General features: G+C 68.0%; 21 protein-coding genes. 5 read left to right on the forward strand and 16 right to left on the reverse strand.

What is annotated here, in order from left to right; all coding sequences use genetic code 11:
* Window positions 1–9: 9 nt before the first annotated feature.
* From bamA to rpsB, 9 genes are all read right to left on the reverse strand, one after another.
* Window positions 10–2,478: an outer membrane protein assembly factor BamA gene (gene bamA, locus BZG35_RS11190; RefSeq protein WP_150126010.1), complete on the reverse strand. Its 2,469-nt coding sequence runs from the start codon at window positions 2,476–2,478 to the stop codon at window positions 10–12.
* Window positions 2,479–2,507: 29 nt separating this feature from the next.
* Entirely contained in the window at window positions 2,508–3,725 is a 1,218-nt protein-coding gene (locus BZG35_RS11195; protein ID WP_077355721.1) for an RIP metalloprotease, read from the reverse strand.
* A 36-nt stretch (window positions 3,726–3,761) separates the two neighbouring features.
* Entirely contained in the window at window positions 3,762–4,958 is a 1,197-nt protein-coding gene (dxr, locus tag BZG35_RS11200; protein WP_077355722.1) for a 1-deoxy-D-xylulose-5-phosphate reductoisomerase, read from the reverse strand.
* On the reverse strand, window positions 4,955–5,773 hold the full coding sequence (locus tag BZG35_RS11205; protein WP_371454787.1) for a phosphatidate cytidylyltransferase: 819 nt from the start codon (window positions 5,771–5,773) through the stop codon (window positions 4,955–4,957). The genes dxr and BZG35_RS11205 overlap by 4 nt, the downstream gene beginning before the upstream one ends.
* Before the next feature lie 5 nt (window positions 5,774–5,778).
* Window positions 5,779–6,534: a polyprenyl diphosphate synthase gene (gene uppS, locus BZG35_RS11210; RefSeq protein WP_077355724.1), complete on the reverse strand. Its 756-nt coding sequence runs from the start codon at window positions 6,532–6,534 to the stop codon at window positions 5,779–5,781.
* A gap of 35 nt (window positions 6,535–6,569) precedes the next feature.
* The gene (gene frr, locus BZG35_RS11215) at window positions 6,570–7,127 is read right to left on the reverse strand and encodes a ribosome recycling factor (RefSeq protein ID WP_077355725.1); all 558 of its coding nucleotides are present in this window, start codon (window positions 7,125–7,127) and stop codon (window positions 6,570–6,572) included.
* Window positions 7,128–7,898: a UMP kinase gene (pyrH, locus tag BZG35_RS11220; protein ID WP_077355726.1), complete on the reverse strand. Its 771-nt coding sequence runs from the start codon at window positions 7,896–7,898 to the stop codon at window positions 7,128–7,130.
* Window positions 7,899–7,996: 98 nt separating this feature from the next.
* The gene (gene tsf, locus BZG35_RS11225) at window positions 7,997–8,941 is read right to left on the reverse strand and encodes a translation elongation factor Ts (RefSeq protein WP_077355727.1); all 945 of its coding nucleotides are present in this window, start codon (window positions 8,939–8,941) and stop codon (window positions 7,997–7,999) included.
* Window positions 8,942–9,176: 235 nt separating this feature from the next.
* Window positions 9,177–10,064 carry a 30S ribosomal protein S2 gene (gene rpsB / locus BZG35_RS11230; protein WP_077355728.1) on the reverse strand — a complete coding sequence of 296 codons (888 nt, stop codon included), beginning with the start codon at window positions 10,062–10,064 and terminating at the stop codon, window positions 9,177–9,179.
* 238 nt (window positions 10,065–10,302) lie between these two features.
* Here rpsB and BZG35_RS11235 point away from each other — a divergent pair, with 238 nt between their 5' ends.
* Both BZG35_RS11235 and BZG35_RS11240 read left to right on the forward strand, forming a co-directional pair.
* Entirely contained in the window at window positions 10,303–10,971 is a 669-nt protein-coding gene (locus BZG35_RS11235; RefSeq protein WP_077355729.1) for a hypothetical protein, read from the forward strand.
* Entirely contained in the window at window positions 10,971–11,780 is an 810-nt protein-coding gene (locus BZG35_RS11240) for a M23 family metallopeptidase (RefSeq protein ID WP_077355730.1), read from the forward strand. The genes BZG35_RS11235 and BZG35_RS11240 overlap by 1 nt, the downstream gene beginning before the upstream one ends.
* Window positions 11,781–11,858: 78 nt before the next feature.
* On the opposite strand, the gene BZG35_RS11245 is transcribed toward BZG35_RS11240, so the two are convergent.
* Both BZG35_RS11245 and dnaE read right to left on the reverse strand, forming a co-directional pair.
* Entirely contained in the window at window positions 11,859–12,449 is a 591-nt protein-coding gene (locus BZG35_RS11245; protein ID WP_077355731.1) for a DUF4142 domain-containing protein, read from the reverse strand.
* Window positions 12,450–12,520: 71 nt separating this feature from the next.
* Window positions 12,521–15,973, reverse strand: a complete 3,453-nt coding sequence (gene dnaE / locus BZG35_RS11250; RefSeq protein ID WP_253189345.1) for a DNA polymerase III subunit alpha — start codon at window positions 15,971–15,973, stop codon at window positions 12,521–12,523.
* A gap of 278 nt (window positions 15,974–16,251) precedes the next feature.
* Here dnaE and BZG35_RS18225 point away from each other — a divergent pair, with 278 nt between their 5' ends.
* Window positions 16,252–16,368 (forward strand): hypothetical protein, encoded by a 117-nt coding sequence (locus BZG35_RS18225; protein WP_150126011.1) that lies wholly within the window; start codon window positions 16,252–16,254, stop codon window positions 16,366–16,368.
* Window positions 16,369–16,389: 21 nt separating this feature from the next.
* Here BZG35_RS18225 and BZG35_RS11255 read toward each other — a convergent pair whose 3' ends face one another.
* The 3 genes from BZG35_RS11255 to folK form a co-directional block, all read right to left on the reverse strand.
* Window positions 16,390–18,552: a bifunctional (p)ppGpp synthetase/guanosine-3',5'-bis(diphosphate) 3'-pyrophosphohydrolase gene (locus BZG35_RS11255; RefSeq protein WP_371454843.1), complete on the reverse strand. Its 2,163-nt coding sequence runs from the start codon at window positions 18,550–18,552 to the stop codon at window positions 16,390–16,392.
* 119 nt (window positions 18,553–18,671) lie between these two features.
* Window positions 18,672–19,031 carry a DNA-directed RNA polymerase subunit omega gene (gene rpoZ, locus BZG35_RS11260; protein ID WP_077355733.1) on the reverse strand — a complete coding sequence of 120 codons (360 nt, stop codon included), beginning with the start codon at window positions 19,029–19,031 and terminating at the stop codon, window positions 18,672–18,674.
* 86 nt (window positions 19,032–19,117) lie between these two features.
* On the reverse strand, window positions 19,118–19,687 hold the full coding sequence (gene folK / locus BZG35_RS11265) for a 2-amino-4-hydroxy-6-hydroxymethyldihydropteridine diphosphokinase (RefSeq protein WP_077355734.1): 570 nt from the start codon (window positions 19,685–19,687) through the stop codon (window positions 19,118–19,120).
* Between the two features lie 114 nt (window positions 19,688–19,801).
* Between folK and BZG35_RS11270 the strand changes: the two genes are divergently transcribed.
* Together BZG35_RS11270 and BZG35_RS11275 are read left to right on the forward strand one after the other, a co-directional pair.
* Window positions 19,802–20,449 (forward strand): uracil-DNA glycosylase, encoded by a 648-nt coding sequence (locus tag BZG35_RS11270; protein ID WP_077355735.1) that lies wholly within the window; start codon window positions 19,802–19,804, stop codon window positions 20,447–20,449.
* A 128-nt stretch (window positions 20,450–20,577) separates the two neighbouring features.
* Window positions 20,578–20,784, forward strand: a complete 207-nt coding sequence (locus BZG35_RS11275) for a hypothetical protein (RefSeq protein WP_077355736.1) — start codon at window positions 20,578–20,580, stop codon at window positions 20,782–20,784.
* Between the two features lie 12 nt (window positions 20,785–20,796).
* Here the strand turns inward: BZG35_RS11275 and smpB are convergent, their stop codons facing one another.
* Window positions 20,797–21,300, reverse strand: a complete 504-nt coding sequence (gene smpB, locus BZG35_RS11280; protein WP_077355737.1) for an SsrA-binding protein SmpB — start codon at window positions 21,298–21,300, stop codon at window positions 20,797–20,799.
* Window positions 21,300–22,184: a 4-hydroxy-tetrahydrodipicolinate synthase gene (dapA, locus tag BZG35_RS11285; RefSeq protein WP_077355738.1), complete on the reverse strand. Its 885-nt coding sequence runs from the start codon at window positions 22,182–22,184 to the stop codon at window positions 21,300–21,302. Before dapA ends, smpB begins: the two co-directional genes overlap by 1 nt.
* Window positions 22,185–22,258 lie beyond the last annotated feature (74 nt).

Consider the following 22,258-nt stretch of genomic DNA (forward strand, 5'->3'; position numbering starts at 1 on the left):
CGGCCCGGCTTAGAACTGGGTGGAGGTGGAGAAGCGGAAGGTTTCGGTGCGGTCGTACTCTTCGGAGCTCAGGATCTGGCTGAAATCGAACCGGATGGGTCCGACCGGGGCCTTCCAGTGCACGCTGAGACCGACCGAGGCCCGCAGCGACAGATCGTCGGCGACGCAGGAGTCGCCGATCTCGGCGTCGGCCGGGCAGGCGCTAGACAGGCCCGACGCATTCAGGGTGTAGCGATCGTCGAGCACGCCCAGGGTCCCCACGTCCGCGAACAGCGAGGTCTTGATGCCATACTGTTCCGGCAGGCCGTTGGGCAGGGTCAGCTCGGCGCTGGCGACGGCGTAGAAATTGCCGCCCAGGGCGTCGTTGGTTCTCAGGTCGCGCGGACCCATCCCGGCATTCTCGAAACCGCGGAACGTGTTGCCGCCCCGGAAGAAGCGGTCGTTGATGCGGATCGCATCGCCCGCCCAGCCCGCGACATAGCCGGCCGAGCCCGTGACCGAGACGATCCAGTTCGGCGTGATGCCGTAGTAGGTCGAGGCGTCGACCTCGGTCTTCACATAGTTCACGTCCCCGCCGATGCCGGCGAAGTCCTGGCGCAGCGAGCCGGTCCAGCCCCGCGTCGCGCGGATCGGATCGTTCCGACGATCGACCAGCAGCGTATAGCCGACCGAGGAGTTCAGCGACGACCCGACCTGGTCGCACAGGGCCGACGACCCGCTGCCGTTGACGCCGCAATAGCCGGTCGGGACGATGATCTCATCGTCCTTGATGAAGTAGCGCGTCGACAGGCGGCTGTAGCCGTTCAGCGGATAGGTCAGGCGCAGGCCCGCCCCGGTCGAGCGGTAGTCGAACGACGACTCCTCCTGGAAGTCGTAGCGCGAGTGGAACAGGTCGAAGCCGGCCCCGATGTCCCGGCCCAGGAAGCGCGGCTCGGTGAAGCGGAAATCGATCTGCTGACGCAGCGAGCCCCATTCCGTGCGGGCGACGACGTTCTGGCCACGGCCGCGGAAGTTGCGCTCGGAAATGCCGAGGTTGACCACGAAACTGTCGACCGAGCTGAACCCGGCACCGACCGACAGCTCGCCCGTCGGCTGCTCCTGGACGTTGACGTTGACGATCGACCGGTCGGGGGCCGACCCGCGCGTCTCGTCGATCGTCACTTCCTTGAAGAAGCCCAGGCCGCGCAGATTGTTGCGCGAGCGTTCCACCAGGGTGCGGTTGAAGGCGTCGCCTTCGGTCAGCAGCAGTTCGCGGCGGATGACCGGATCGATCGTGCGGGTGTTGCCGATGATGTTGATGCGATCGACATAGACCCGCTGGCCTTCCGACACGTTGAAGGTCACGTCGACCGTGTCGGTCTCGGGATTGGCGCGATAGGTCGGATTGATGTCGACGAAGGCATAGCCGGCCGAGCCGGCGGCGAAGGTCAGGGCGTCGACCGAGGTCTCGATCTTGTCGCTCTCATACAGATCGCCCGAGCGGATCGGCAGCAGCAGCTTCAGGAAGTCGGCGTTCAGACGGTCGTTCTCGGTGACCACGTCGATGGTCCCGAAATTGTAGCGATCGCCCTCGTCCACCGTCAGTGTCATCCCGAAGGCGCTGTCGTCGGGTGCCAGCTCGGCCACCGCCGACGTGATCCGGAAATCGTAATAGCCGCGGTTGGTGTAGAATTTCCGCAGCTGTTCGCGGTCGTAGTCGAGACGGCCGGGGTCGTAGTTGTCGTTCTTGGTGAACAGCCGGAACCAGGCCGACTCCTTGGTCACCATGACCTCGCGCAACTCGGAGTCCGAGTAGGCGGTGTTGCCGAGGAAGGTGATGGCCTGGACCCCGGTCTCGGGGCCCTCGTCGATCTCGAAGATCACGTCGACGCGGTTCTGCTCCAGCTGGACCAGCTTGGGCGTCACCGTCGCTGAGATTCGGCCCGACAGGCGGTAGAGCTCGATGATCTTGCCGACGTCCTCCTGGACGCGGGCGCGCGTGTAGATGCCCCGCGGGGCGATCGTCACTTCCTCGTTGAGCTTTTCCTCATTGATCGCGCTGTTTCCCTCGAACACCACCTGATTGATGATGGGGTTCTCGACGATGCGGACCACCAGGTCGCCGTTGTTCTGCAGACCGATCTGCACGTCGGCGAACAGCTGGGTCCGGGTCAGGGTGCGGATGGCGACGTCCAGGATCACCGGATCGATCGTGTCGCCGGGCTGGATCGGCAGGTAGGACAGGACCGTGGTCTGGTCGATCCGCTGCTGGCCCTGCACCAGGATCCGATTGACCACGCCGGTCTCGGCCGGCGCAACGGTCGGGGCCTGGGCGGGAGCCTGGAGCTGACCGGGCTGCACATTCGGGGCCGGCGGCGCCGTCTGAGCCAGGGTCGGACTAGCCGCCATCAGGGCGATCAGGCTGGCGGTGGCCACAAAGCCGCCGCGCAGGGTTCGGTCGCCCAGGAGATCAGCGGCGCGGCGTTCGTTCAGGATCATTCGGGAAACCATTAAGGGCTGGCGTCGGCTCACGAGACGAGCCCGCCCAGGAATTTGAACAGGTTCAACTTCTGCAGGTCGTTCCAGGTGGCGAACAACATCAAACCCGCCAGCAAAGCAAGACCGACCCGATACCCCGCCTCTTGAACGCCGGCCGCCACGGGTTTTCTCGCCACAGCCTCGTAGGCGTAGAAAACCAGATGACCGCCGTCCAGAACCGGGATGGGCAACAGGTTTAGAAAGCCGATTCCGATCGAAAGTATGGCGGCGAAGCTTGTCATCGTCAGAAGCAGGTTGATGGCCATGGCCGTGGGATCCGGATTGGCCGCCACCGCCGCGTTCGTCAGCGCCCCCGAGGCCTTGGCGATACCCAGCGGTCCGCTGAGCTGGTCGCCGCTTTCGCGGCCCGTGAAGATGCGGCCCAGATAGGTCAGGGTCGTGCCCAGCACGTCGCCCGTCTCGCGCACCCCCTGCCCGACCGCCTCGATCGGATTGTAGCGCACATGCCGGCTTTCGGCGGAGGAGGAGGCCAGCGTCAGGCCGATGGTCCCGACGGTGACCCGCCCGGCGATGGGATCTTCCTTGGTGACCCGGGCGGGCGTGGCCAAGATCTGAACGGGTTGTCCGGCCCGCTCGACGGTGAACCGGATCGGGTCGCCGCTGGACAGATTGACCTTGCGCACCACTTCGCCGGCGTCTTCCACCGGCCGGCCGTTCATGGACGAGATCAGGTCGCCGCTCTGGAACCCCGCCGCCGCGGCGGGGGAGCCCGGCACGACCTGAGCGACGCGGGCCGGACGCAGCTCGACCCCGACCAGCGAGAACAGGACGGTGAAGATGGTGATGGCCAGGATGAAGTTGGCGACCGGCCCCGCCGCCACGATCAGCATCCGCTGCCAGATCGGCTTGAAGTGGAAATAGGCCCGCTCGGCCCCGACGCCCTGTTCGGCCACGATCTCGCGACGCAGGGCGTCCAGCCCCCGGTTGTCGGGCACGCTGGAGGCGTCCAGGTCCCCGGAGAACTTGACGTAACCGCCCAGGGGCATCCAACCGACGCGCCATTCGATGCCGTGGCGGTCCGTCCGGCTGAAGACCGCCTTGCCGAAGCCGATGGCGAAGCGGTCGACCTTCACCCCGAAGGCGCGGGCCACCAGGAAATGGCCCATCTCGTGGATGGTGACGATGACCGTCAGCACCAGCAGGAAGGGCACGATATAGATCAGGGCCTGCGCCAGGGCGTTCAGCATTCGCTTGTCGTCTCCACCTTGCCGCGCGCGAAGGCCTCAGGCGGCGATCGCGAGATCCTTGACGATGTCGACGGCCAGGCGACGGGCGGCCGCGTCCAGGGCCAGGGCCCCCGCGCACGCATCGTCATATCCGGCAATCGGCCCCGCCTTCGTCATCCGCTCAAGCGTTTCGGCGATGACTGCGGCAATATTGAGAAAGGCCAGACGCCGGTCAAGAAAGGCCAGAGCGGCGACCTCATTGGCCGCGTTGAAGATGGTCGGGGCCCCGCCCCCCGCCTCCAGCGCCGCGCGCGCCAGACGCAGGGCCGGGAAGCGCTCCGGATCGGGGGCCTCGAACGTCAGTCGCCCCAGGGCCGCCAGGTCCAGCCGGGGGGCCGGCCAGGCCAGCCGCTCGGGCCAGGCCAGGGCGCAGGCGATCGGGGTGCGCATGTCCGGCGGGCCCATCTGGGCCAGGGTCGACCCGTCGACGAACTCGACCAGACTATGGATGATCGACTCGGGATGGACGACGACGTCGATCTGGGCGGCCGGCATGCCGAACAGATAGGCCGCCTCGATCATCTCGAGACCCTTGTTGGCCATGGTGGCGCTGTCGACCGAGATCTTGGCTCCCATGCTCCAGTTGGGATGGGCCACGGCCTGTTCGGGCGTCATGGACGCCATGGCCTCGCGCGACGTGGTGCGGAACGGCCCGCCCGAGGCGGTCAGGATCAGGCGGGCGACATGGTGCGGGGTCTCGGCGGGAAACACCTGGAAGATCGCCGAATGCTCCGAATCGACCGGGATCAACCGCCCCCCGTGGAACTGGACCCGCTCGATCAGGGCCGCGCCGCAGCAGACCAGGCTTTCCTTGTTGGCCAGGGCCAGGGTCGCCCCGGTCGCCGCCGCCGCCCAGGCGGATTTCAGCCCGGCCGCCCCGACGATGGAGGCCATGACCAGATCGGTCGGACGCGTGGCCGCCTCGATCACCGCCTGTTCGCCGGCCGCGACCGCGATGCCGCTGCCGTCGAGCGCCGCGCGCAGATCGTCCAGCCGCGCGGGATCGGCGGTGACGGCGATCTCGGGCCGCCAGCGCCGCGCCTGCTCGGCCAGCCGTTCGATATTGGCCCCTCCGGTCAGGGCCACGACCTGGAAGGCGGCCGTGCCCGCGGCCTCGCCGTGCTCCATCAGGTCCAGGGTCGAGGTCCCGACCGAACCGGTCGAGCCCAGAACCGTCACGCGCCGCCGGATCATGCCGCCCGCTCCAACAACAGCACGACCAACCGTCCCGCCGCCACGACGACGATGGCGAACATCAGCCCGTCCACCCGGTCCAGCAGGCCGCCGTGCCCGGGGATCAGCTTGCCCGCGTCCTTGACGCCGAAGCGCCGCTTCAGGGCGGATTCCCACAGATCGCCGGCCATGGTCGCCAGCGCGCCGGCCAGCCCGAGCACGCCGCCCCAGACGACCGTCAGCGGGTCCATCGCCAGCCAGCCGGCGATCGCCGCGCCCGCCGCCACCCCCGCCGCCAGACCGCCGAGGAAACCGGACCAGGTCTTGTTGGGGGAATAGCGCGGCCACAGCTTGGGTCCGCCGATCAGGCTGCCGAAGATATAGGCGGCGATGTCGGAGGCCCAGGTGACCGCCAGCACGAACACCGTCCAGTGCAGGCCGGACGCATCGTCCGCCTGGCCGTTGCGCAGCCAGATCACCAGGACGGCCGGCCAGCCGAGATAGAGCACGCCGTAGGCGGCATCCACCGGCTCCTGCCCCCGGGCCCGGGCATAGAGGGCCGCGGCGACGGCGCCGAACACCAGCAGCACCAGCGACAGCGACAGCTGTTGGACATGAACGGCGAGAATGGCCAGCAGCAGGGCCAGAAAGACCGAAGCGCCCGTCGCGCGCCAGGCCTTGGGGGCGCTCATCATCGCCCATTCGGCGGACAGGAGGGCCGCCGCGGCGATCAGCAGCGCCAAGAACCAGGGTCCGCCGGCCCAGGTGGCCAGACCCGCTGCCGGGGCCAGCACGATGGCGGAGGCCGCGCGCAGGCCGATGTCACGCGCCCTCATCGCCATTAGCCGGCCGCGAGCGCTGGGGCGACCGCGACGGCACCGAAACGACGATCGCGCGCCCGGTACTGACGTACGGCGTCGGCCAGGGCCTCGGCCCCATAGTCGGGCCACAGGATGTCCTGATAGATCAGTTCGGCATAGGCCGCTTCCCACAGCAGGAAGTTCGACAGGCGTTGCTCGCCCGAGGTGCGGACGATCAGATCCAGCGGCGGCGACCCGGCGGTGGACAGCCCGGCTTCGAGCACGTCTTCGGTGATCGGGCCGGTCGCCTCCCCGGCCAGCACCCGGTCCATATGGGCCTGCGCCGCATCGACGATGTCGGCCCGCCCGCCATAGTTGAAGGCCACCTGCAGCAGGAAACGGTCATTGTGGGCGGTCGTGCGCTCGGCCCGCTCGACGATGGCGTCGATGTCGCTGGGCAGGCCCGTGCGACGCCCCAGGATGCGCACCCGCACGCCTTCGCGCGCCAGTCGGTTCAGGTCGCTGGTGACATAGGCCCGGACCAGACCCATCAGGTCCGAGACCTCCTCGGCCGGCCGGCGCCAGTTCTCGGTCGAGAAGCCGAACACCGTCAGGCATTCGATCCCCAGCTCCGGCGCCGCCTGAACGGTCCGCTTCAGGGCCTGGACGCCCTCGCGATGGCCCATGGTCCGGGGCAGGCCGCGGGCCTGCGCCCAGCGGCCGTTGCCGTCCATGATCAGGGCCACATGCCGAGGGCCCGCATCCGGGCCGGGCAGACCGGCGGGGTGGGCCGTCATCCGATATCCATTCTGTCAGAGGTCCGAGCGATCGCTCAAACCTGCATGATCTCAACTTCCTTGGTCTTCAAGGTCTCGTCGATACGCTTGATGGCGGCGTCGGTGTCCTTTTGGACCTCGGCCTCCATTTTCTTCTGTTCGTCCTGGCTGATGTCGGCGGCTTTTTCGGCCTTCTTCAGATCGTCGTTGGCGTCGCGGCGCACGTTGCGGACGGCGATCTTCTGCTGCTCGGCGTATTTACCGGCCAGCTTGGCCAGGTCCTTGCGGCGCTCTTCGGTCAGGGGTGGAACGGGAATGCGCAGGGTCTGGCCGTCGACGATCGGGTTCAGCCCCAGACCGGCGGCGCGGATGGCCTTCTCGACCGGACCCACCATCGACTTGTCCCAGACGCTGACCGAGATCATGCGCGGCTCGGGCACGCTGATGGCGGCCACGGCGTTCAGCGGCGAGGTCGAGCCATAGGCCTGGACCTGGACCGGATCCAGCAGGCCGGCGTTGGCCCGGCCGGTGCGCAGGCCCTGGAATTCCTCTTTCAGGGAGGACACGGCCTTGTCCATACGGTCGCGATAGGTCTTCAGATCGGGCTTGGCCATTCAGGTCTCCTGCGTCTTCTTCTCTTTGGCGGCTTTGGGTTCAGCATCGCTGATGACGGTGAACGTCCCCTTGCCTTTCAGCACCTTGCGCAGCGACTCTTCCTCGCGGATCGAGAACACGACAATGGGAATACCGCTTTCGCGCATCAGGGCGATGGCGGCGGCGTCCATGACCTTCAGGTTCTGACTCAGCACGTCCTGATAGGTCAGGTGATCATAGCGGGTCGCGGTGGGATCCTTCTTGGGATCGGCCGAATAGACCCCGTCGACCGAGGTGCCCTTCAGCAGGGCGTCGCAGCCCATCTCGGCGGCGCGCAGGGCCGCGGCGGTGTCGGTGGTGAAATAGGGGTTGCCCGTGCCGGCGGCGAAGATCACCACGCGGCCCTTCTCCATGTGCCGCACGGCGCGGCGGCGGATGTAGGGCTCGGCGATCGCGGCCATGGGGATGGCGCTCTGGACCCGGGTCTGGACGCCGATCTTCTCCAGGGCGTTCTGCATGGCCAGGGCGTTCATGACGGTCGCCAGCATGCCCATGTAGTCGGCGCTGGCGCGCTCCATCCCGGCCGCCGCCGTCGACAGGCCGCGGAAGATGTTGCCGCCCCCGATGACCAGACAGATCTGGGTGCCGCCCTTGGCCACCTTGGCGATGGCCTGGGCCACGCCGTCGACGGTGTTCATGTCGATGCCATAGCCCTGCTCGCCCATCAGGACTTCGCCCGACACCTTGAGCAACACCTTCTTGTATCGCAGCGGGGCGCTGTCAGCGGGCATGGGGATCTCTTTTCACGGGATTCGTAGGGGTCTTATAGACGAAGGGCGCGTCCGGCTTCAAAGCCGAACGCGCCCGGATCGTCACGATTGTCTTAAACTCAGTCCTGCGGCGCGATCATCGAGGCGACCTCGGAGGCGAAGTCCGGTCCTTCGACCTTCTCCACGCCCTCGCCCAGGGCCAGGCGGACGAAGCCGGCCAGGTGCAGGCCGGGCGCGCCCAGTTCCTTGCCCGTGTCGGCGACCAGCTGTTCGATGGTCACGTCCGGGTTCATGACGAACGGCTGCTTGGTCAGCACCACGTCCTTCTGGAACTTGTTGATCTGACCTTCCACGATCTTGGCGATCATGTTTTCCGGACGGCCCTCTTCCTTGGCCTTTTCGGTCAGGACCGAGCGTTCCTTCTCGATCGCGGCCGGGTCCAGGTCGTCGGTGTTCAGCGACAGGGGCGCGGTCGCCGCGACGTGCATGGCGATCTTGCGGCCCAGTTCGCGCAGGGCGACCTTGTCGCCGCCGCCGTGCAGGGCGACCAGCACGCCGATGCGGCCGAGGCCCGGAGCCACGGCGTTGTGGACGTAGGAGGCGACGACGCCCTCATCGACCGACAGGCGGGCGGCGCGGCGCAGCTGCATGTTCTCGCCGATGGTCGCGATCATGTTGGTGACCTCGGCCTGGATGGTGTTGCCGTTTTCCAGCTCGGCGCCGTGCAGGGCCTCGACGCTGTGGTGCTCCAGGCCCTTCTCGGCGAACGACTTGGCGGCGTTCTGGAACAGCTCGTTGCGGGCGACGAAGTCGGTTTCCGAATTGAACTCGATCGCGGCGCCGATCTCGCCTTTGCCGTCTTCCTTCGACGCGACGGCGACCAGGCCCTCGGCGGCGACGCGGTCGGCCTTCTTGGCGGCCTTGGACAGGCCCTTGGCGCGCAGCCAGTCGATCGCGGCGCTGATGTCGCCGTCGGTTTCCTGAAGCGCCTTCTTGCAGTCCATCATGCCGACGCCGGACTTGGCGCGAAGTTCCATGACGAGGGCGGCGGTGATCTCGGCCATTTCTGGTCTCCTGAGGTATTCGATGCGATTGAGGCCGGGGGTTAGCCCGGCCTGATGTCAGTTTGTCGACAGATCATTTCCGCTGATCTCCCTCCCCCTTGGGGGAGGGTGGTCGGAGCGAAGCGGAGACCGGGTGGGAAGGGCAAGGCAAGTCAGACTCAGATTGCCTGTGCATCGCCTCGCCGCCCCCACCCGGCGCTGCGCGCCTGCCCTCCCCCGCGGGGGAGGGAGAAGATCAGGCGTTGGCTTCTTCGGTCTCGGTGCGCTCGGCGGCGGTCTCGACCGGCGAGTCCTCGCCCGAGGCGGCCAGCATTTCCTCGGCGACCGCTTCGGCGCCTTCCGGAGCCGCATCGGCCTCGACCGGGGCCGAGGCCTCGGCCAGCATCGGCTCGACGGGGTTCTCCATCGCGCCCAGGTCGACGCCCGAGTTGGCGGCGCCGGCGGCCAGGCCGTCCAGGACGGCGTCGGCGATCAGGTCGCAATAGGTCTGGATGGCGCGGGCGGCGTCATCGTTGCCCGGGATCGGATAGGTGATGCCGTCGGGATCCGAGTTGGTGTCCAGGATGGCGATGATCGGGATGTTCAGCTTGCGGGCCTCGAGGATCGCGATCGCTTCCTTGTTGGTGTCGATCACGAACATGATGTCGGGGATGGAGCCCATGTCCTTGATGCCGCCCAGGGACAGCTCCAGCTTTTCCTTCTCGCGCTCGAGGTTCAGCAGTTCCTTCTTGACCCGGCCCTCGCCACCGCGCTCCAGCAGGCCTTCCAGCTCGCGCAGGCGGGCGATGGAGCCCGACACGGTGCGCCAGTTGGTCAGGGTGCCGCCGAGCCAGCGGTTGTTCATGTAGTACTGGGCGCAGCGCTTGGCGGCCTCGGCGACGGGCTCGGCGGCCTGGCGCTTGGTGCCGACGAACAGGACGCGGCCGCCCTTGGCGGCGACTTCGCGCACGGCCACCAGAGCCTGGTGGAACAGCGGCATCGTCTGCGACAGGTCGATGATGTGGATGTTGGAGCGCGAGCCGAAGATGTAGCGTTCCATCTTCGGGTTCCACCGGTGCGTCTGGTGGCCGAAGTGAGCACCGGCTTCGAGCAGGGTGCGCATGGAGAAGTCTGGCAAAGCCATGATTGGAAGTCCTTTTTCCGATTGATCCGCCGCAGACGGTGAAAGGATCGGCTGATCCCTCGGAACGGCGCGTCCGGGATGTCTCCCCGAACACGCCACGCCTGCGTGTGAAGTGAGCGGGCTTTTAGGAGGACGGCGCGCAAAAGGCAAGCGTGGACCGACCCAGGCGCGCGCTGGTCCCCCTCGCCAATCTCACATATCGGCGTTATAGACAAAGGGCACTGTCGGGGGACGTGATATGCAGCGTGAAAAGTGGACGATCCTGGCGTTCGCTACCCTCATGGCCGTGGTGGCGGCGACGGCGCTCGCTCAGGTCAATCAGGCGGCCGGCAGGGGACCGACCGAGACGACGCTGCAGCCGAGCCGTGTCGATGCGGCCACCCTGGCCGCGGCGCGACAGAACCCTCTGGCCAATCGACTGCGCATCGCCCTCGCCAATGACCCGAACTATGAGCGCATCCTGGGACAGGCCCAGCGGTCTGCCGTTCCGGTGCTGGTGCCTCCCAACCCCGGCCTGGTGCAGACGGCGCGGTTCTATCCCGGGGATCGACAGTACACCCTGGTCGTGCGCCCCCCGGGCCAGATTGTTGAAATCCTTGGCTCGACCCGCGCCCTGCAGCCGCCCGAGGGAACACGGCTGCCGCCGCCGGAAGCCAATGGACGCGCCGCAGCCGCGCGTATCACGCGTCAGACGCCCCTGGCCGCCGCCGTCGCCCAGGGCGAAAGCCGTGGCCTGTCCGACATCCGCACCGAGCGGACCGAATACGGCGTCGACGTCAGTTTCGTTCGCTTCGGCGCCCTCTACAGCGTGACCTTTGTCTGCGACGATCAGACCAGTCTGGAATGCTCCAACGCGGCGGCCGTGCAGTTCGCCTCGCAGCTCGAACTGATCGGCGGAGGACAGTGATGCGCAAGCTCGGCCTCGCCCTTGCCCTGCTGCTGACGGCCTGTTCGCCGAACGGATGCGCGTCGGGCGGTCCCGAACCCACGCCCAAGAACGACGATCCCGTGGCCCCCGCCGGTGACCCGGTCCCCGAGCCGGTGCCGGAGCCGCCGGCACCCGAGACGACACCGGTCACCTGGCCGCACGAACCCGCCGGGGCCCTGGTCCCCGGCTCTGGCACCGGCGCGACCGACCCGACCATCTGGGCTCCGGGCATGCGCTTCCCGATGGAGGCAGCCCCGGCCTATGCCAACTCTCAGGTCTACGGCTACGGCGGCTTCGCGGCTCCCGGCCCCGGCCCCGGGGGGCAGTGCGACGCGCGGAACTACGCCTACCCATGGCGCGACAACTTCTGCGAGACGCGCGGCTGGACCAACACCATGTGCCCCACCGGCAAGGGGCACCAGGGCCAGGACATCCGCCCGTCCACCTGCGTGAAAAAGGTTCATGGCGTCGTCGCGGCCGAAGCGGGCGTCGTCACCTCGATCGGGAGCTATTCGGTCTTCATCCGGGGCGATTCCGGGCGGATCTATCGCTATCTGCACATGGACCCCGCCCATGTGCAGACCATTCTGACCGAGGGTCAGCGGGTGACCCGGGGCCAGCCGATCGGCAAGGTCTCGGATGCGTTCGGCGGCTCGGCGACGACCATCCACCTGCATTTCGAGATCAAGGCTCCGGTCACCGCGAACGGATCGTCGGCCGTCATCTTCGTCCCGACATACACCAGCCTGGAAGACTCCTATCAGAAGCTGCTGAACGCGACGGCCTGATCCAGGACCGGAACCAAGGCCCCATGAAAAAGGCGACCCTTGAGGGCCGCCTGATCCATCGCGTGTTGACCCTCGCGGTTACATCGCGTCGAGCATTTCCTGGGCGTGGTCGCGGTGCATCGTGACCTTGGGGATGATCTCGGTCGCCAGAGCGGCGAGGCCCGGGGTCTCGCTGTGGTCCTTGAAGCCGTTCAGCAGGGTCAGGGCCTCGTTGTGGGCCGCGACCTGCTGGGTCAGGTAGACGCGGTCGAAGTCGGCCGGCGTCGCCGTGTTGAGATTGTCGATCAGACCCTGGCGGCGTTCGTCGAGGGTGGTCGGCAGGGGGGTGTCGGCGGCTTCCGTCGGGGCCAAGGCCTTCAGCTTCGCGGTCGAGGCGGTGTGGTCGGTCTTGATCATGCCGGCCAGTTCATCGATCCCGGCCGTGCTGGACTTGGCGGCGGCGATGTCGGCGGACTGCAGCTCGTACATGTCCGAGACGGCAAGCGCGGTGACGAAGCCGCCCGCCGTATTGGCCCCCAGGGTGGCGGCCGAGACCTGGCCGACCGGCACGGAGGCCGCGTCCTGGGTCGCATTGACGGCCGCGCCGGCGTCGTCGGCGGGTTCGTTGGATGGGCTGCAGGCGCCCAGAAGGGCAAGGGTGGCGGTGCCGGCGAGAAGCAGACGGATCATGAGAGAATTCCTCCAGAGGTTCTGCGACCGTAACCGTCACCGCCTCCGGGGGTTCCTGTGTCGGCTCGCCGTCACGCCTCCTCGAGCATCAGCACGCCGGGCGCGGACTTCAGCGCCCCGCGCAGCGCCCCGTCCAGACGATAGCGTCCAGGCAGACGCATCTCGACCTCGCGCCGCCCGTCCAGGGAGGCGATCAGGGTGATCTCGCCGCCCTTCCCGGCGGCCACCGCCCGCGCCAGCCGGGCCTGGATGGCGGCGGGATCGGTGGTGCGGGCCGAGACGTGAACGCGAAGGCCGACCGTCGAGTCGTCCACCAGGGTCTCCAGCTTCGAACAGTCGTCGCCGAAGAACCGCACCTCCCCGTCCGACGACTTGGCCCGGACCCGTACCATCAGGGCCGAGCCGACCTCCAGCAGGTCGCGGCATTTGCGCAGCTGTTCCGGCGGGAACAGGCATTCGAATTCGCCGGTCGGGTCCGAGAAGGTGACGAAGGCGAATTTCTCGCCGTTCTTGGCGCTGGCCCGCTCCTGACGGCGGCGCACCACCCCGGCCATCATGAAGGCGTCGTGGCCCTGTTCGGCCCGCTGCACCGCCTCGGCGACGAAGGTGATGCGCTTCCTGCGCAGCGCCCCCTCCATGTCCTCCAGCGGGTGGCCCGACAGGTAGAAGCCCACGGCCGACAGCTCCTGATCCAGCCGCTCGGGCCCGACCCAGGGTTCGACGCTCTTGAGCCGGGGCCGGGCCGCCCCCGCCTGATCGGCCCCGAACAGACTGACCTGGGACGAGGACCGGTCGGCCGCCACGCTCTGGCAATAGGCCATCAGGGTGTCGGCCTGTTCGAACAGCTGACGCCGGTTCGGGTGGATGGAATCGAAGGCCCCGGCCTTGGCCAGTCCCTCCAGCGCCCGCTTGTTCACGGCGCGCGGATCGACCCGCTCGAGGAAGTCGAAGATGTCGGCGAACCGCCCGCCGGTCTCGCGCACCTCGACCACGTGTTTCATGGCCTCCAGGCCCACATTGCGGATCGCCCCCAGGGCGTACAGCACGGCCCCCTCCCCTTCGCGCCAGGCGACGTCGAAATCGGCCGAGGAGGCGTTCACATCGGGCGCGCGCACCGGCACGCCGAACTTGCGCGCGTCCTGGTAGAAGACCGCCAGCTTGTCGGTGTTCGACAGATCCAGGCTCATCGAGGCGGCGAAGAACTCGACCGGGTGGTTGGCCTTCAGCCAGCCGGTTTGGTACGAAATCAGCGCATAGGCGGCGGCGTGGGACTTGTTGAAGCCGTAGCCGGCGAACTTGGCCACCAGTTCGAAGATGGAGTCGGACTGCGCCTCCGGCACGGACTTCTCGGACGCGCCCTTGATGAAGCGCGCCTTCTGGAAATCCATCTCCTCCTTCTTCTTCTTGCCCATGGCCCGGCGCAGCAGGTCGGCCTCGCCCAGGCTGTAGCCGGCCAGGACCTGGGCGATCTTCATCACCTGTTCCTGGTAGATGATGACGCCGTAGGTCTCTGACAGCGTCTCCTTCAGGGTCGGGTGCAGGTAATCGACCTCGGCCCGGCCGAATTTCCGGTCGATATAGGTGTCGATCATCTCCATCGGCCCGGGCCGGTACAGGGAGATCAGGGCGGTGATCTCCTCGATGGAGCCGCAGCGCATCTTGCGCAGGGTGTCGCGCATGCCCTGGGATTCCAGCTGGAACACCCCGACCGTCTGGCCCGAGGCCATCAGCTCATAGGTCCGGGTGTCGTCCAGCGGCAGCAGGTTGAAGTCCTGGGCCGCCCCGCGCCGCGACAGATAGCCGTGGGCCCGGTCCAGCACGGTCAGGGTCTTCAGCCCCAGGAAGTCGAACTTCACCAGGCCGGCGGGCTCGACCCATTTCATGTTGAACTGGGTGGCGGGGATGTCCGAGCGCGGGTCCTGGTACAGCGGCGTCAGCTCGACCAGGGGCCGGTCGCCGATGACGATGCCGGCGGCGTGGGTCGAGGCGTTACGGTACAGCCCCTCCAGCTCCAGCGCCGTCGCCAGCAGGGTCGCCACCGCCCGATCGGTGTCGCGCGCCTCGCGCAGGCGCGGCTCGATCTCGATCGCCTGGGCCAGGGTGGTCGGGGCGGCCGGGTTGTTGGGGATCATCTTGGCCAGACGATCGACCTGGCCCAGCGGCATCTGCAGCACCCGGCCGACGTCGCGCAGCACGGCCCGCGCCTGCAGGGTACCGAAGGTGATGATCTGGGCCACCCGGTCCTTGCCGTAGCGCTCCTGAACATAGGTGATCACCTCCTCCCGCCGCTCCTGGCAGAAGTCGATGTCGAAGTCGGGCATGGAGACCCGTTCGGGGTTCAGGAACCGCTCGAACAGCAGGCCGAACCGCAGGGGATCCAGATCGGTGATGGTCAGGGCCCAGGCCACCAGAGACCCCGCCCCCGACCCCCGGCCCGGTCCCACGGGAATGCCGTGCGACTTGGCCCATTTGATGAAGTCGGCCACGATCAGGAAATAGCCGGGGAAGCCCATCTGGGTGATGATCCCGACCTCCCACTCCAGCCGGGTCCAGTATTCGGACTCCGGCGCCGAGGGCGTCACCAGCCTCAGCCGCGCCTTCAGACCCTCGCGGGCCTGGTGCATGAGCTCGTCGGGCTCGGTGCGGCCGTCGCCGGTGTCGAACCGGGGCAGAATCGGCGGGTGGGTCTTGACCAGGAAGGCGCAGCGGCGGGCGATCTCGATCGTGCTGTCGCAGGCCTCGGGCAGGTCCACGAACAGGGTCCGCATCTCGGCGGCGCTGCGGAAGAAATGCTGGTCGGTGATGCGGCGGCGGTCTTCCTGGCCGGTGAAGGCCCCGTCGGCGATGCACAGCAGGGCGTCGTGCGACCGGGCCTGCTCGCGCCGGGCGTAGTGGACGTCGTTGGTGGCTACCAGCGGCGCGTCGTGGGCGTAGGCCCAGTCGACCAGGCCCCGCTCGGCCGCCGCCTCGTCCGGCAGGCCGTGGCGCTGCAGCTCGACATAGAAGCGGTCGCCGAAGGCCTCCGCCATGGCCGCCAGGGCCCTGGCCCCCTCGATAGGGTTGTTGTGGGCGAACAGGGGGTCAACCGGGCCGTCCGGACCGCCGGACAGCAGGATCAGCCCCTCGGACCGCGCCACCACCTGGCTCCAGGCCACGTTCGGCTCCTCGTCGCCGGCGTCCAGATAGGCCGACGACGACAGGGCGCACAGGTTGCGCCAGCCGGCCTCGTCCTGACAGATCAGCACCACGGTCGGCACCTTGGCCCAGCGCTCGGACCGCCTGCCGCCGATCCCGGTCACCGGCAAGGCACAGGCGATCAGGGGTTGAACGCCCACGGCCTTGGCCGCTTCCGAGAACTCCAGCGCCCCGAACAGATTGACCCGGTCCGCCACCCCGACCGCCGGCATGCCCGCGTCCGCCGCCAGTTTGCCGACCTTGCCCGCCTTGATCGCGCCTTCCAGCAGCGAATAGGCCGAGCGGACCCTCAGGTGGACGAAACCGGTCTGGACGGGGGCGTCGGTGATGGCCTGAACCTCGATGTCAGGCCGGAGGCGACTCATCTCGCCAACAGGGCGACCTGCCACACCATCCAGACAATGCCGCTGCACGATGCAAGCGACAGACCCTCTCGAACCACCCGTGTCATCGGCTTATCCCCAGATTGCGTGTTCCGGCATTGTTCTATGTTGGCTTTTTGTTCTCGTCAACAGCCTGTGAATGTGAGGCGACGGCGGCTGTGCAAATGTCTAGGATCGACCCCTGCGCATCGCCCTTCCGGCGGCGCCTGTCTGGAGTATCGGCCATGGCCAAGGGTCAAGTGAAGTCGAACAAGGAAACCCGCAAACCCAAGGCCGAGAAGCCCAAGCCGGCCGTGTCGGTGGGGACCTCGCCCTTCACCCAGCCGCCCGGCAAGAAATAGGGCGTCGCGCGCGGGGGTGAACTACCCCCGCGACCGCTCCACCGTGTCGACCGACGGGTTGGCTCGGAGCGCCGCCATGATGCTGGTGGCGTGTTTGGCGTCGGCCACCTCGACGTCCAGGTCCAGGTCGAAGAAGTCGGACTGGCGGTGCGCCATCCGCAGGTTCAGGATATTGCCGCCGGCCTCGCCGATGACGGTGGCGACCTGACCCAGGACGCCGGGGGCGTTCTTCATCGTGGCCCGCAGCCGCGCCATGCCCACCGCTCCCTGTTCGGCCTGGGGCGTCCACTGCAGATCCTGCCAGACGCTATCGTCGTCGGCGAAATCGGCCAGGCGCTGGCAGTCGATGACGTGGACGGTCAGGCCCTTTTCCGGCTCCAGGATGCCGACGATGCGGTCGCCGGGCACGGGGGTGCAGCAGGCCCCGAAATGGATGCTGACGCCGGGGGTCAGGCCGCCGCCGCGCACGAACAGACGGGCCTTGTCGTCGGCGATCTTCTTGCGTTCCTGGCCCAGGTTCAGCGTGCCCTTCAGGGCCGGGAACAGCATCTCCACGACCTTGTTGGCCGGCAGGCGACCGCGGCCGATGGCGTCGAACAGGTCTTCCTGGGTGCCGGTGGCCAGGGTCTCGACCACGGACTTCAGCGACACGTCGGCCAGGGCCTTGCCGACCCGGATCAGGGCCTGCTCCAGCGTCGTCTTGCCCAGTTTGTAGAACTCCTCGCGTTCGGAGGAGCGGATGTGGCGGCGGATGGCCGAACGGGCCCGGCCGGTGACGGTCAGGCTGCGCCAGTCGGCCGGGGCCTCGCGCTTCTTGCCGCGGATGATCTCGACCACGTCGCCGTTCTGCAGCGCGGTGCGCATCGGCTTCAGCTCGCCATTGATCTTGACGCCCACGGCCGTGTCCCCGACCTCGGTGTGGACCGAATAGGCGAAGTCCAGCGCCATGCCGCCGCGCGGCAGGGTGATCAGCCGGCCCTTGGGCGTGAAGACGAAGACCTGATCCAGGTACATCTCCAGCTTGGCGTGCTCGACCCAGTCCTCGCCCCCCTCCCCGTGCTCGATCACCTGGACGAGGTGGCGCAGGTTCTGCAGGGGGTCGCGGCCGCCGTCCTTCTCCATCGCCTCCTGGTCGAAGCCATAGGACTGGTTCTTGTAGGCCCAGTGGGCGGCGACGCCGTCCTCGGCCACCCGGTCCATGGCCTCGGTGCGGATCTGCATCTCGATGCGCAGGCCGCCGGGGCCGACCACCGTGGTGTGCAGCGAGCGATAGTTGTTCGACTTGGGCGTGGAGATGAAATCCTTGAACCGCTCGGGCACCATCGGCCACGACCGGTGGATGACGCCCAGCGCGCGGTAGCAGTCGTCCTCGACCTCCAGCAGCACGCGGAAGCCGTAGATGTCGGACAGGGAGGAAAAGCCCACCGACTTGCGCTGCAGCTTCCTCCAGATCGAATAGGGCGTCTTCTGCCGGCCATAGACTCGGGCCTTGATCCCGGCCTCGCTCAGCACCTGCTGGATCTCGGCGGCGACACCCTCTGTGGCGTGGCCGTGCTCGAGCTTCAGCGCCTCCAGCCGCCGCTCGATGGCGGTGCGGGCCGTGGGGTTCAGATGCTCGAACGCCAGCTCTTCCAGCTCCGACGCGATCGAATGGATGCCGATCGACCGGCCCAGCGGCGCATAGACCTCCAGCGTCTCGCGGCTGATCCGCTCGCGCTTCTCGGGCTTGACGTATTTCAGCGTCCGCATGTTGTGCAGACGGTCGGCCAGCTTGACCAACAGGACCCGCACGTCGCGGCTGATGGCCAGGATGAATTTGCGCAGGTTCTCGGCCTGGCGGGTGTGCTCGGCCTGCAGCTCAAGGCGCGACAGCTTGGTCACGCCCTCGACCAAGACGGCGACCTCCTCGCCGAACATGCGGGCGATGTCGTCGCGCGTGGCCGAGGTGTCCTCGACCACGTCGTGCAGCAGGGCGGTGACGATGGTGGCCGTGTCCAGCCGGTAGTCGGTCAGGATGCCCGCCACCTGGATCGGATGGGCGAAATAGGGGTCGCCCGAGGCCCGCAGCTGCGAGCCGTGCATCTTCATCGCATAGACATAGGCCCGGTTCAGCAGGGCCTCGTCGGCGGTGGGATCATAGGCCTTGACCGCCTCGATCAGCTCGAACTGGCGCAAGACCGGAATGCGTTTCGCCGCCGGCACGGATGCGGGCGGCGATACGACGTCATTGGCAATGGGGGTCGGCGGCGGGGTCGGACCGGACCGCGCCGGGAGGATGGTGATACCGTTGGCGGGTTGAGCCGTCAGTACCGCTCCTCCTGACCGCCGTCCCGGTCGCTCTGCAGCGCGCGGATCAGTTCGGCCTCGGCCATGTTCATGTGTTGCGGCTCGGCCAGCAGACCGACGATCTCCGCCTCGTCTTCGGCTTCGGTGCGCTCGTCGACGCGCTGCAGGGCGACGATGACCGTTTCCAGCAGCTCGGCGGGGACCACCGTCTCGTCGGCGATCTCGCGCAGGGCGACGACGGGGTTCTTGTCGTTGTCGCGATCCAGGGTCAGGGCCGCGCCGTTGGCGATCGCGCGGGCGCGGTTTCCGGCCAGCAGGACCAGACCGAACCGGTTCGGCACCTTCTGGATGCAATCTTCGACAGTGACGCGAGCCATTCAGAATCCTCGGGCGGCGGGGAGAACCGCGTTGCATACAGATGGAGAGCCGTTTGTGCAACGCCAGAGGGGCCGGAATAGGGTTTTCAGGCCAATGGGCGCGCATCCCGACCCACCTGTGCCGCGCTCAGCAGGGCTGTGGCCGTCTGGCCGGCGACAGGATGCACCCAATCCGGCGCGATCTCCGCCAGCGGCCCCATGACGAAGCGCCGCTCCGCCGCGCGCGGGTGCGGCAGAATCAGGCCGCCGCAGTCCCCCTGTTCCCGCCCATAGGCGATCAGGTCCAGGTCCAAGGTCCGGGGGGCATTGAGCGCCGTGCGGCGGCGCCCGAACGCCTCCTCGATCCGGCCCAGGGCCGCCATCAAGGCATGGGGGTCGTGGGCGGTGCGGACCAGAACCACGCCGTTCAGGAAGGGCGGATCGTTCGGGTTGGGCCAGGCCTGGGACGCCCACCAGGACGACCGGGCGACCACATCGATCCCCTCCGACCGGAATCGTGCCAGGACCGCCTCGAGCGCCTCGCGGCAGTCGGCCCAGACCCCCTTGTCATTGCACCCCAGCGCGACGAAGACGGCCTCGTCCAGACCCTGAGGGCCGTCAATGTTGACGAGGCCCGCCTGGGTGTCCGAGGTCGATGTTTCCGGAGTGATTCCCATGACGTCCTGTCCGAACGACGGCCGCCTTCGCCGGCCATCGAACCTGATCGAGTATGACACGGCGGTGATCGGGGGCGAAGAGGCCTCGTCGATCCGCGCGAATGGGCTCCCGGCATGACAGATCGACCGGATCCCGAACCGCCGCGCGACTGTCCGCTGTGCCCGCGCCTGGTCGCCTATCGCGCCGAGAACCGGCGTCAGAACCCCGACTGGTGGAACGGCCCGGCCCCCTCGTTCGGCGACCCCGACGCGCGGCTCCTGGTGGCCGGCCTGGCCCCCGGTCGGACGGGGGCGAACCGGACCGGGCGACCCTTCACCGGCGATGGCGCCGGCGTGATCCTGTACCAGACCCTGCTGAAGACCGGCTTCGCCACCGGCACCTATGACGCGCGGCCCGACGACGGTCTGACCCTGGTGGACTGCATGATCACCAACGCCGTCCGCTGCGCCCCGCCGCTGAACAAGCCCCTGCCGGTCGAGGAGGCGACCTGCCGCCCGTTCCTGCAGGCCCGGCTCGCCGCCCTCCCCCGGCTGAAGGTCATCGTCACCCTGGGCGACGTCTCGCGCCGCAGCGTGCTGAAGGCCTTGGGTCTGCCCGGTTCGGCCATGGCCTCGGGCCACGGCGTGGAGGCCGAGGTCGGCGGCTATGTCCTGCTCAACAGCTATCACTGCTCGCGGCTGAACACGAACACGGGGCGGCTGACGCCTGAGATGTTCCAGGCCGTCTTCGAGCGGGCCCGGGCGATCATCGCTAAGGCCTGATTCACCTCGCCCAAAAGGCGAGTGTGGTGCGCCAGACACAGGAATCAGAGCCCGTCGGGTGTACCCTCCTGAAGCCGGAACAGCCCCGTGCCGCCGGCGTTGAAATGCCGCCTTGGGAGGGGCAGCTCATGCGTACCCGTTCTTCGCTTTTCACCGCCCGCGAGCGCCGAATCGGCCTGTTGGCGCTGCTGGCCGCCGCCGCGCTGACGCTGACGCTGATCGTCGCGGAAGGCGCCTTTTCGCCGCCGCTGGGCATCTACGGATCCGGCGCCCAGGCCGTGCAGATGCCGGGCGTCGTGGACGCCCAGCCCCTGGGCCGCGCCGCCACGTTCTAGCCCCGGCGCGCCCTAGCCCTTGTCCCGCATCAGCCGGGCCTTGTCTCGGGCCCAGTCGCGGTCGGCCGAGGCCTCGCGCTTGTCGTGCAGCTTCTTGCCCTTGGCGAGGGCGATCTCCAGCTTGGCCTTGCCGTCGTCGTTCAGATAGAGGCGCAGCGGGATGATGGTCTGGCCATCCTTCTGGACCGCCCCAATCAGCCGGTCGATCTGCTTCCTGTGCAGCAGCAGCTTCCGCGGGCGGCGCGGCTCGTGGTTGAACCGGTTGGCCTGGGCATAGGGCGGGATGTCGGCGTTGATCAGCACGATCTCGCGCCCCTCCACCGCCGCATAGCTCTCGGCGATATTGGCCCGCCCCATGCGCAGGGCCTTGATCTCGGTGCCCAGCAGCATGATCCCGGCCTCGAGATTGTCCTCGAGGAAATAGTCGAACCGCGCGCGGCGGTTCTCGGCGATCAGCTTGGCCTTGGTGATCGGGGCCTTGGTGGCGGCGGCGGCCTTTTCCTTTGTCGTGGCCATCAGACGATCCCCGCCATCGACAGAGCGGCATCGACCCGCGTGCGCGCCTCTGCAGACGTCGGCACCAGCGGCAATCGCACCTCTTCCCCGCACAGGCCGAGCCGCGCCAAGGCGTACTTTGTCGGGGACGGCGAGGCGTCGGCGAACAGGGCCTGATGCAGGCCGATCAGCCGGTCCTGCCACGACCGGGCGGCCGCGAGGTCGCCGGTCTGCAGCGCGTCGTACAGCGCCACCATGGCCTCGGGCGCGACGTTCGACACCACCGAGATGACCCCCACGCCCCCATGCGCCGCATAGCCCAGAAAGCTGGCGTCATCGCCGGAGATCAGATCGAACTGGCCGGTGATATGGGCCCGCATCCAGCTGATCCGGCCCAGGTCCCCGGTCGCGTCCTTCAGCCCGACGATGTTCGGATGGTCGGCCAGTTCGGCCACGGTCGTATCCGCGAGATCGACCCCGGTCCGGCCCGGCACATTGTAGAGCAGCAGCGGCAGCTGGACCGCCTCCGCGATCGCCTCGAAATGGGCCTTCAGCCCGGCCTGGGACGGCCGGTTGTAATAGGGGGTGACGACCAGGGCACCGTCGGCCCCGACGGTCTTGGCATGGCGCACCAGGGCGATCGCCTTGTCCGTGGACGACGAACCGGCCCCGGCGATGACCCGCACGCGGCCGGACGACAGACGCACGCACAGCTCCACCACGCGCCGGTGTTCGTCCGAGGTCAGGCTGGCGCTTTCGCCGGTGGTGCCCATCGGCACGACGCCGTGGACGCCGGCGGCGATCTGGCGTTCCAGCAGGGTCTCGAAAGCGGCTTCGTCCACGTTTCCGTCACGAAGTGGTGTGATCAGGGCGGTGATCACACCCTTGAACAAGGGGGCGGTCATTGAAACAAGAATACCTTGCGTGGGGGATGGGCGACGGGCGCCTGAAACGAGACGCGAGAGGGTAGGTTGCCGGG

It is taken from the genome of Brevundimonas sp. LM2, assembly GCF_002002865.1.
Classification (GTDB): domain Bacteria; phylum Pseudomonadota; class Alphaproteobacteria; order Caulobacterales; family Caulobacteraceae; genus Brevundimonas.

Bases quoted from the DNA above. Each gene is read 5' to 3' on its own strand.
- folK (WP_077355734.1), bottom strand. From the start codon at position 19,687: ATGGGAATCACTCCGGAAACATCGACCTCGGACACCCAGGCGGGCCTC.
- BZG35_RS11245 (WP_077355731.1), bottom strand. From the start codon at position 12,449: ATGATCCGTCTGCTTCTCGCCGGCACCGCCACCCTTGCCCTTCTGGGC.
- BZG35_RS11240 (WP_077355730.1), top strand. From the start codon at position 10,971: ATGCGCAAGCTCGGCCTCGCCCTTGCCCTGCTGCTGACGGCCTGTTCG.
- rpsB (WP_077355728.1), bottom strand. From the start codon at position 10,064: ATGGCTTTGCCAGACTTCTCCATGCGCACCCTGCTCGAAGCCGGTGCT.
- uppS (WP_077355724.1), bottom strand. From the start codon at position 6,534: ATGACGGCCCACCCCGCCGGTCTGCCCGGCCCGGATGCGGGCCCTCGG.
- dxr (WP_077355722.1), bottom strand. From the start codon at position 4,958: ATGATCCGGCGGCGCGTGACGGTTCTGGGCTCGACCGGTTCGGTCGGG.
- bamA (WP_150126010.1), bottom strand. From the start codon at position 2,478: ATGATCCTGAACGAACGCCGCGCCGCTGATCTCCTGGGCGACCGAACC.
- BZG35_RS11275 (WP_077355736.1), top strand. From the start codon at position 20,578: ATGCGTACCCGTTCTTCGCTTTTCACCGCCCGCGAGCGCCGAATCGGC.
- BZG35_RS11235 (WP_077355729.1), top strand. From the start codon at position 10,303: ATGCAGCGTGAAAAGTGGACGATCCTGGCGTTCGCTACCCTCATGGCC.
- dapA (WP_077355738.1), bottom strand. From the start codon at position 22,184: ATGACCGCCCCCTTGTTCAAGGGTGTGATCACCGCCCTGATCACACCA.
- smpB (WP_077355737.1), bottom strand. From the start codon at position 21,300: ATGGCCACGACAAAGGAAAAGGCCGCCGCCGCCACCAAGGCCCCGATC.
- pyrH (WP_077355726.1), bottom strand. From the start codon at position 7,898: ATGCCCGCTGACAGCGCCCCGCTGCGATACAAGAAGGTGTTGCTCAAG.
- BZG35_RS11205 (WP_371454787.1), bottom strand. From the start codon at position 5,773: ATGAGGGCGCGTGACATCGGCCTGCGCGCGGCCTCCGCCATCGTGCTG.
- BZG35_RS11270 (WP_077355735.1), top strand. From the start codon at position 19,802: ATGACAGATCGACCGGATCCCGAACCGCCGCGCGACTGTCCGCTGTGC.
- tsf (WP_077355727.1), bottom strand. From the start codon at position 8,941: ATGGCCGAGATCACCGCCGCCCTCGTCATGGAACTTCGCGCCAAGTCC.
- rpoZ (WP_077355733.1), bottom strand. From the start codon at position 19,031: ATGGCTCGCGTCACTGTCGAAGATTGCATCCAGAAGGTGCCGAACCGG.
- frr (WP_077355725.1), bottom strand. From the start codon at position 7,127: ATGGCCAAGCCCGATCTGAAGACCTATCGCGACCGTATGGACAAGGCC.
- BZG35_RS11195 (WP_077355721.1), bottom strand. From the start codon at position 3,725: ATGCTGAACGCCCTGGCGCAGGCCCTGATCTATATCGTGCCCTTCCTG.
- BZG35_RS18225 (WP_150126011.1), top strand. From the start codon at position 16,252: ATGGCCAAGGGTCAAGTGAAGTCGAACAAGGAAACCCGCAAACCCAAG.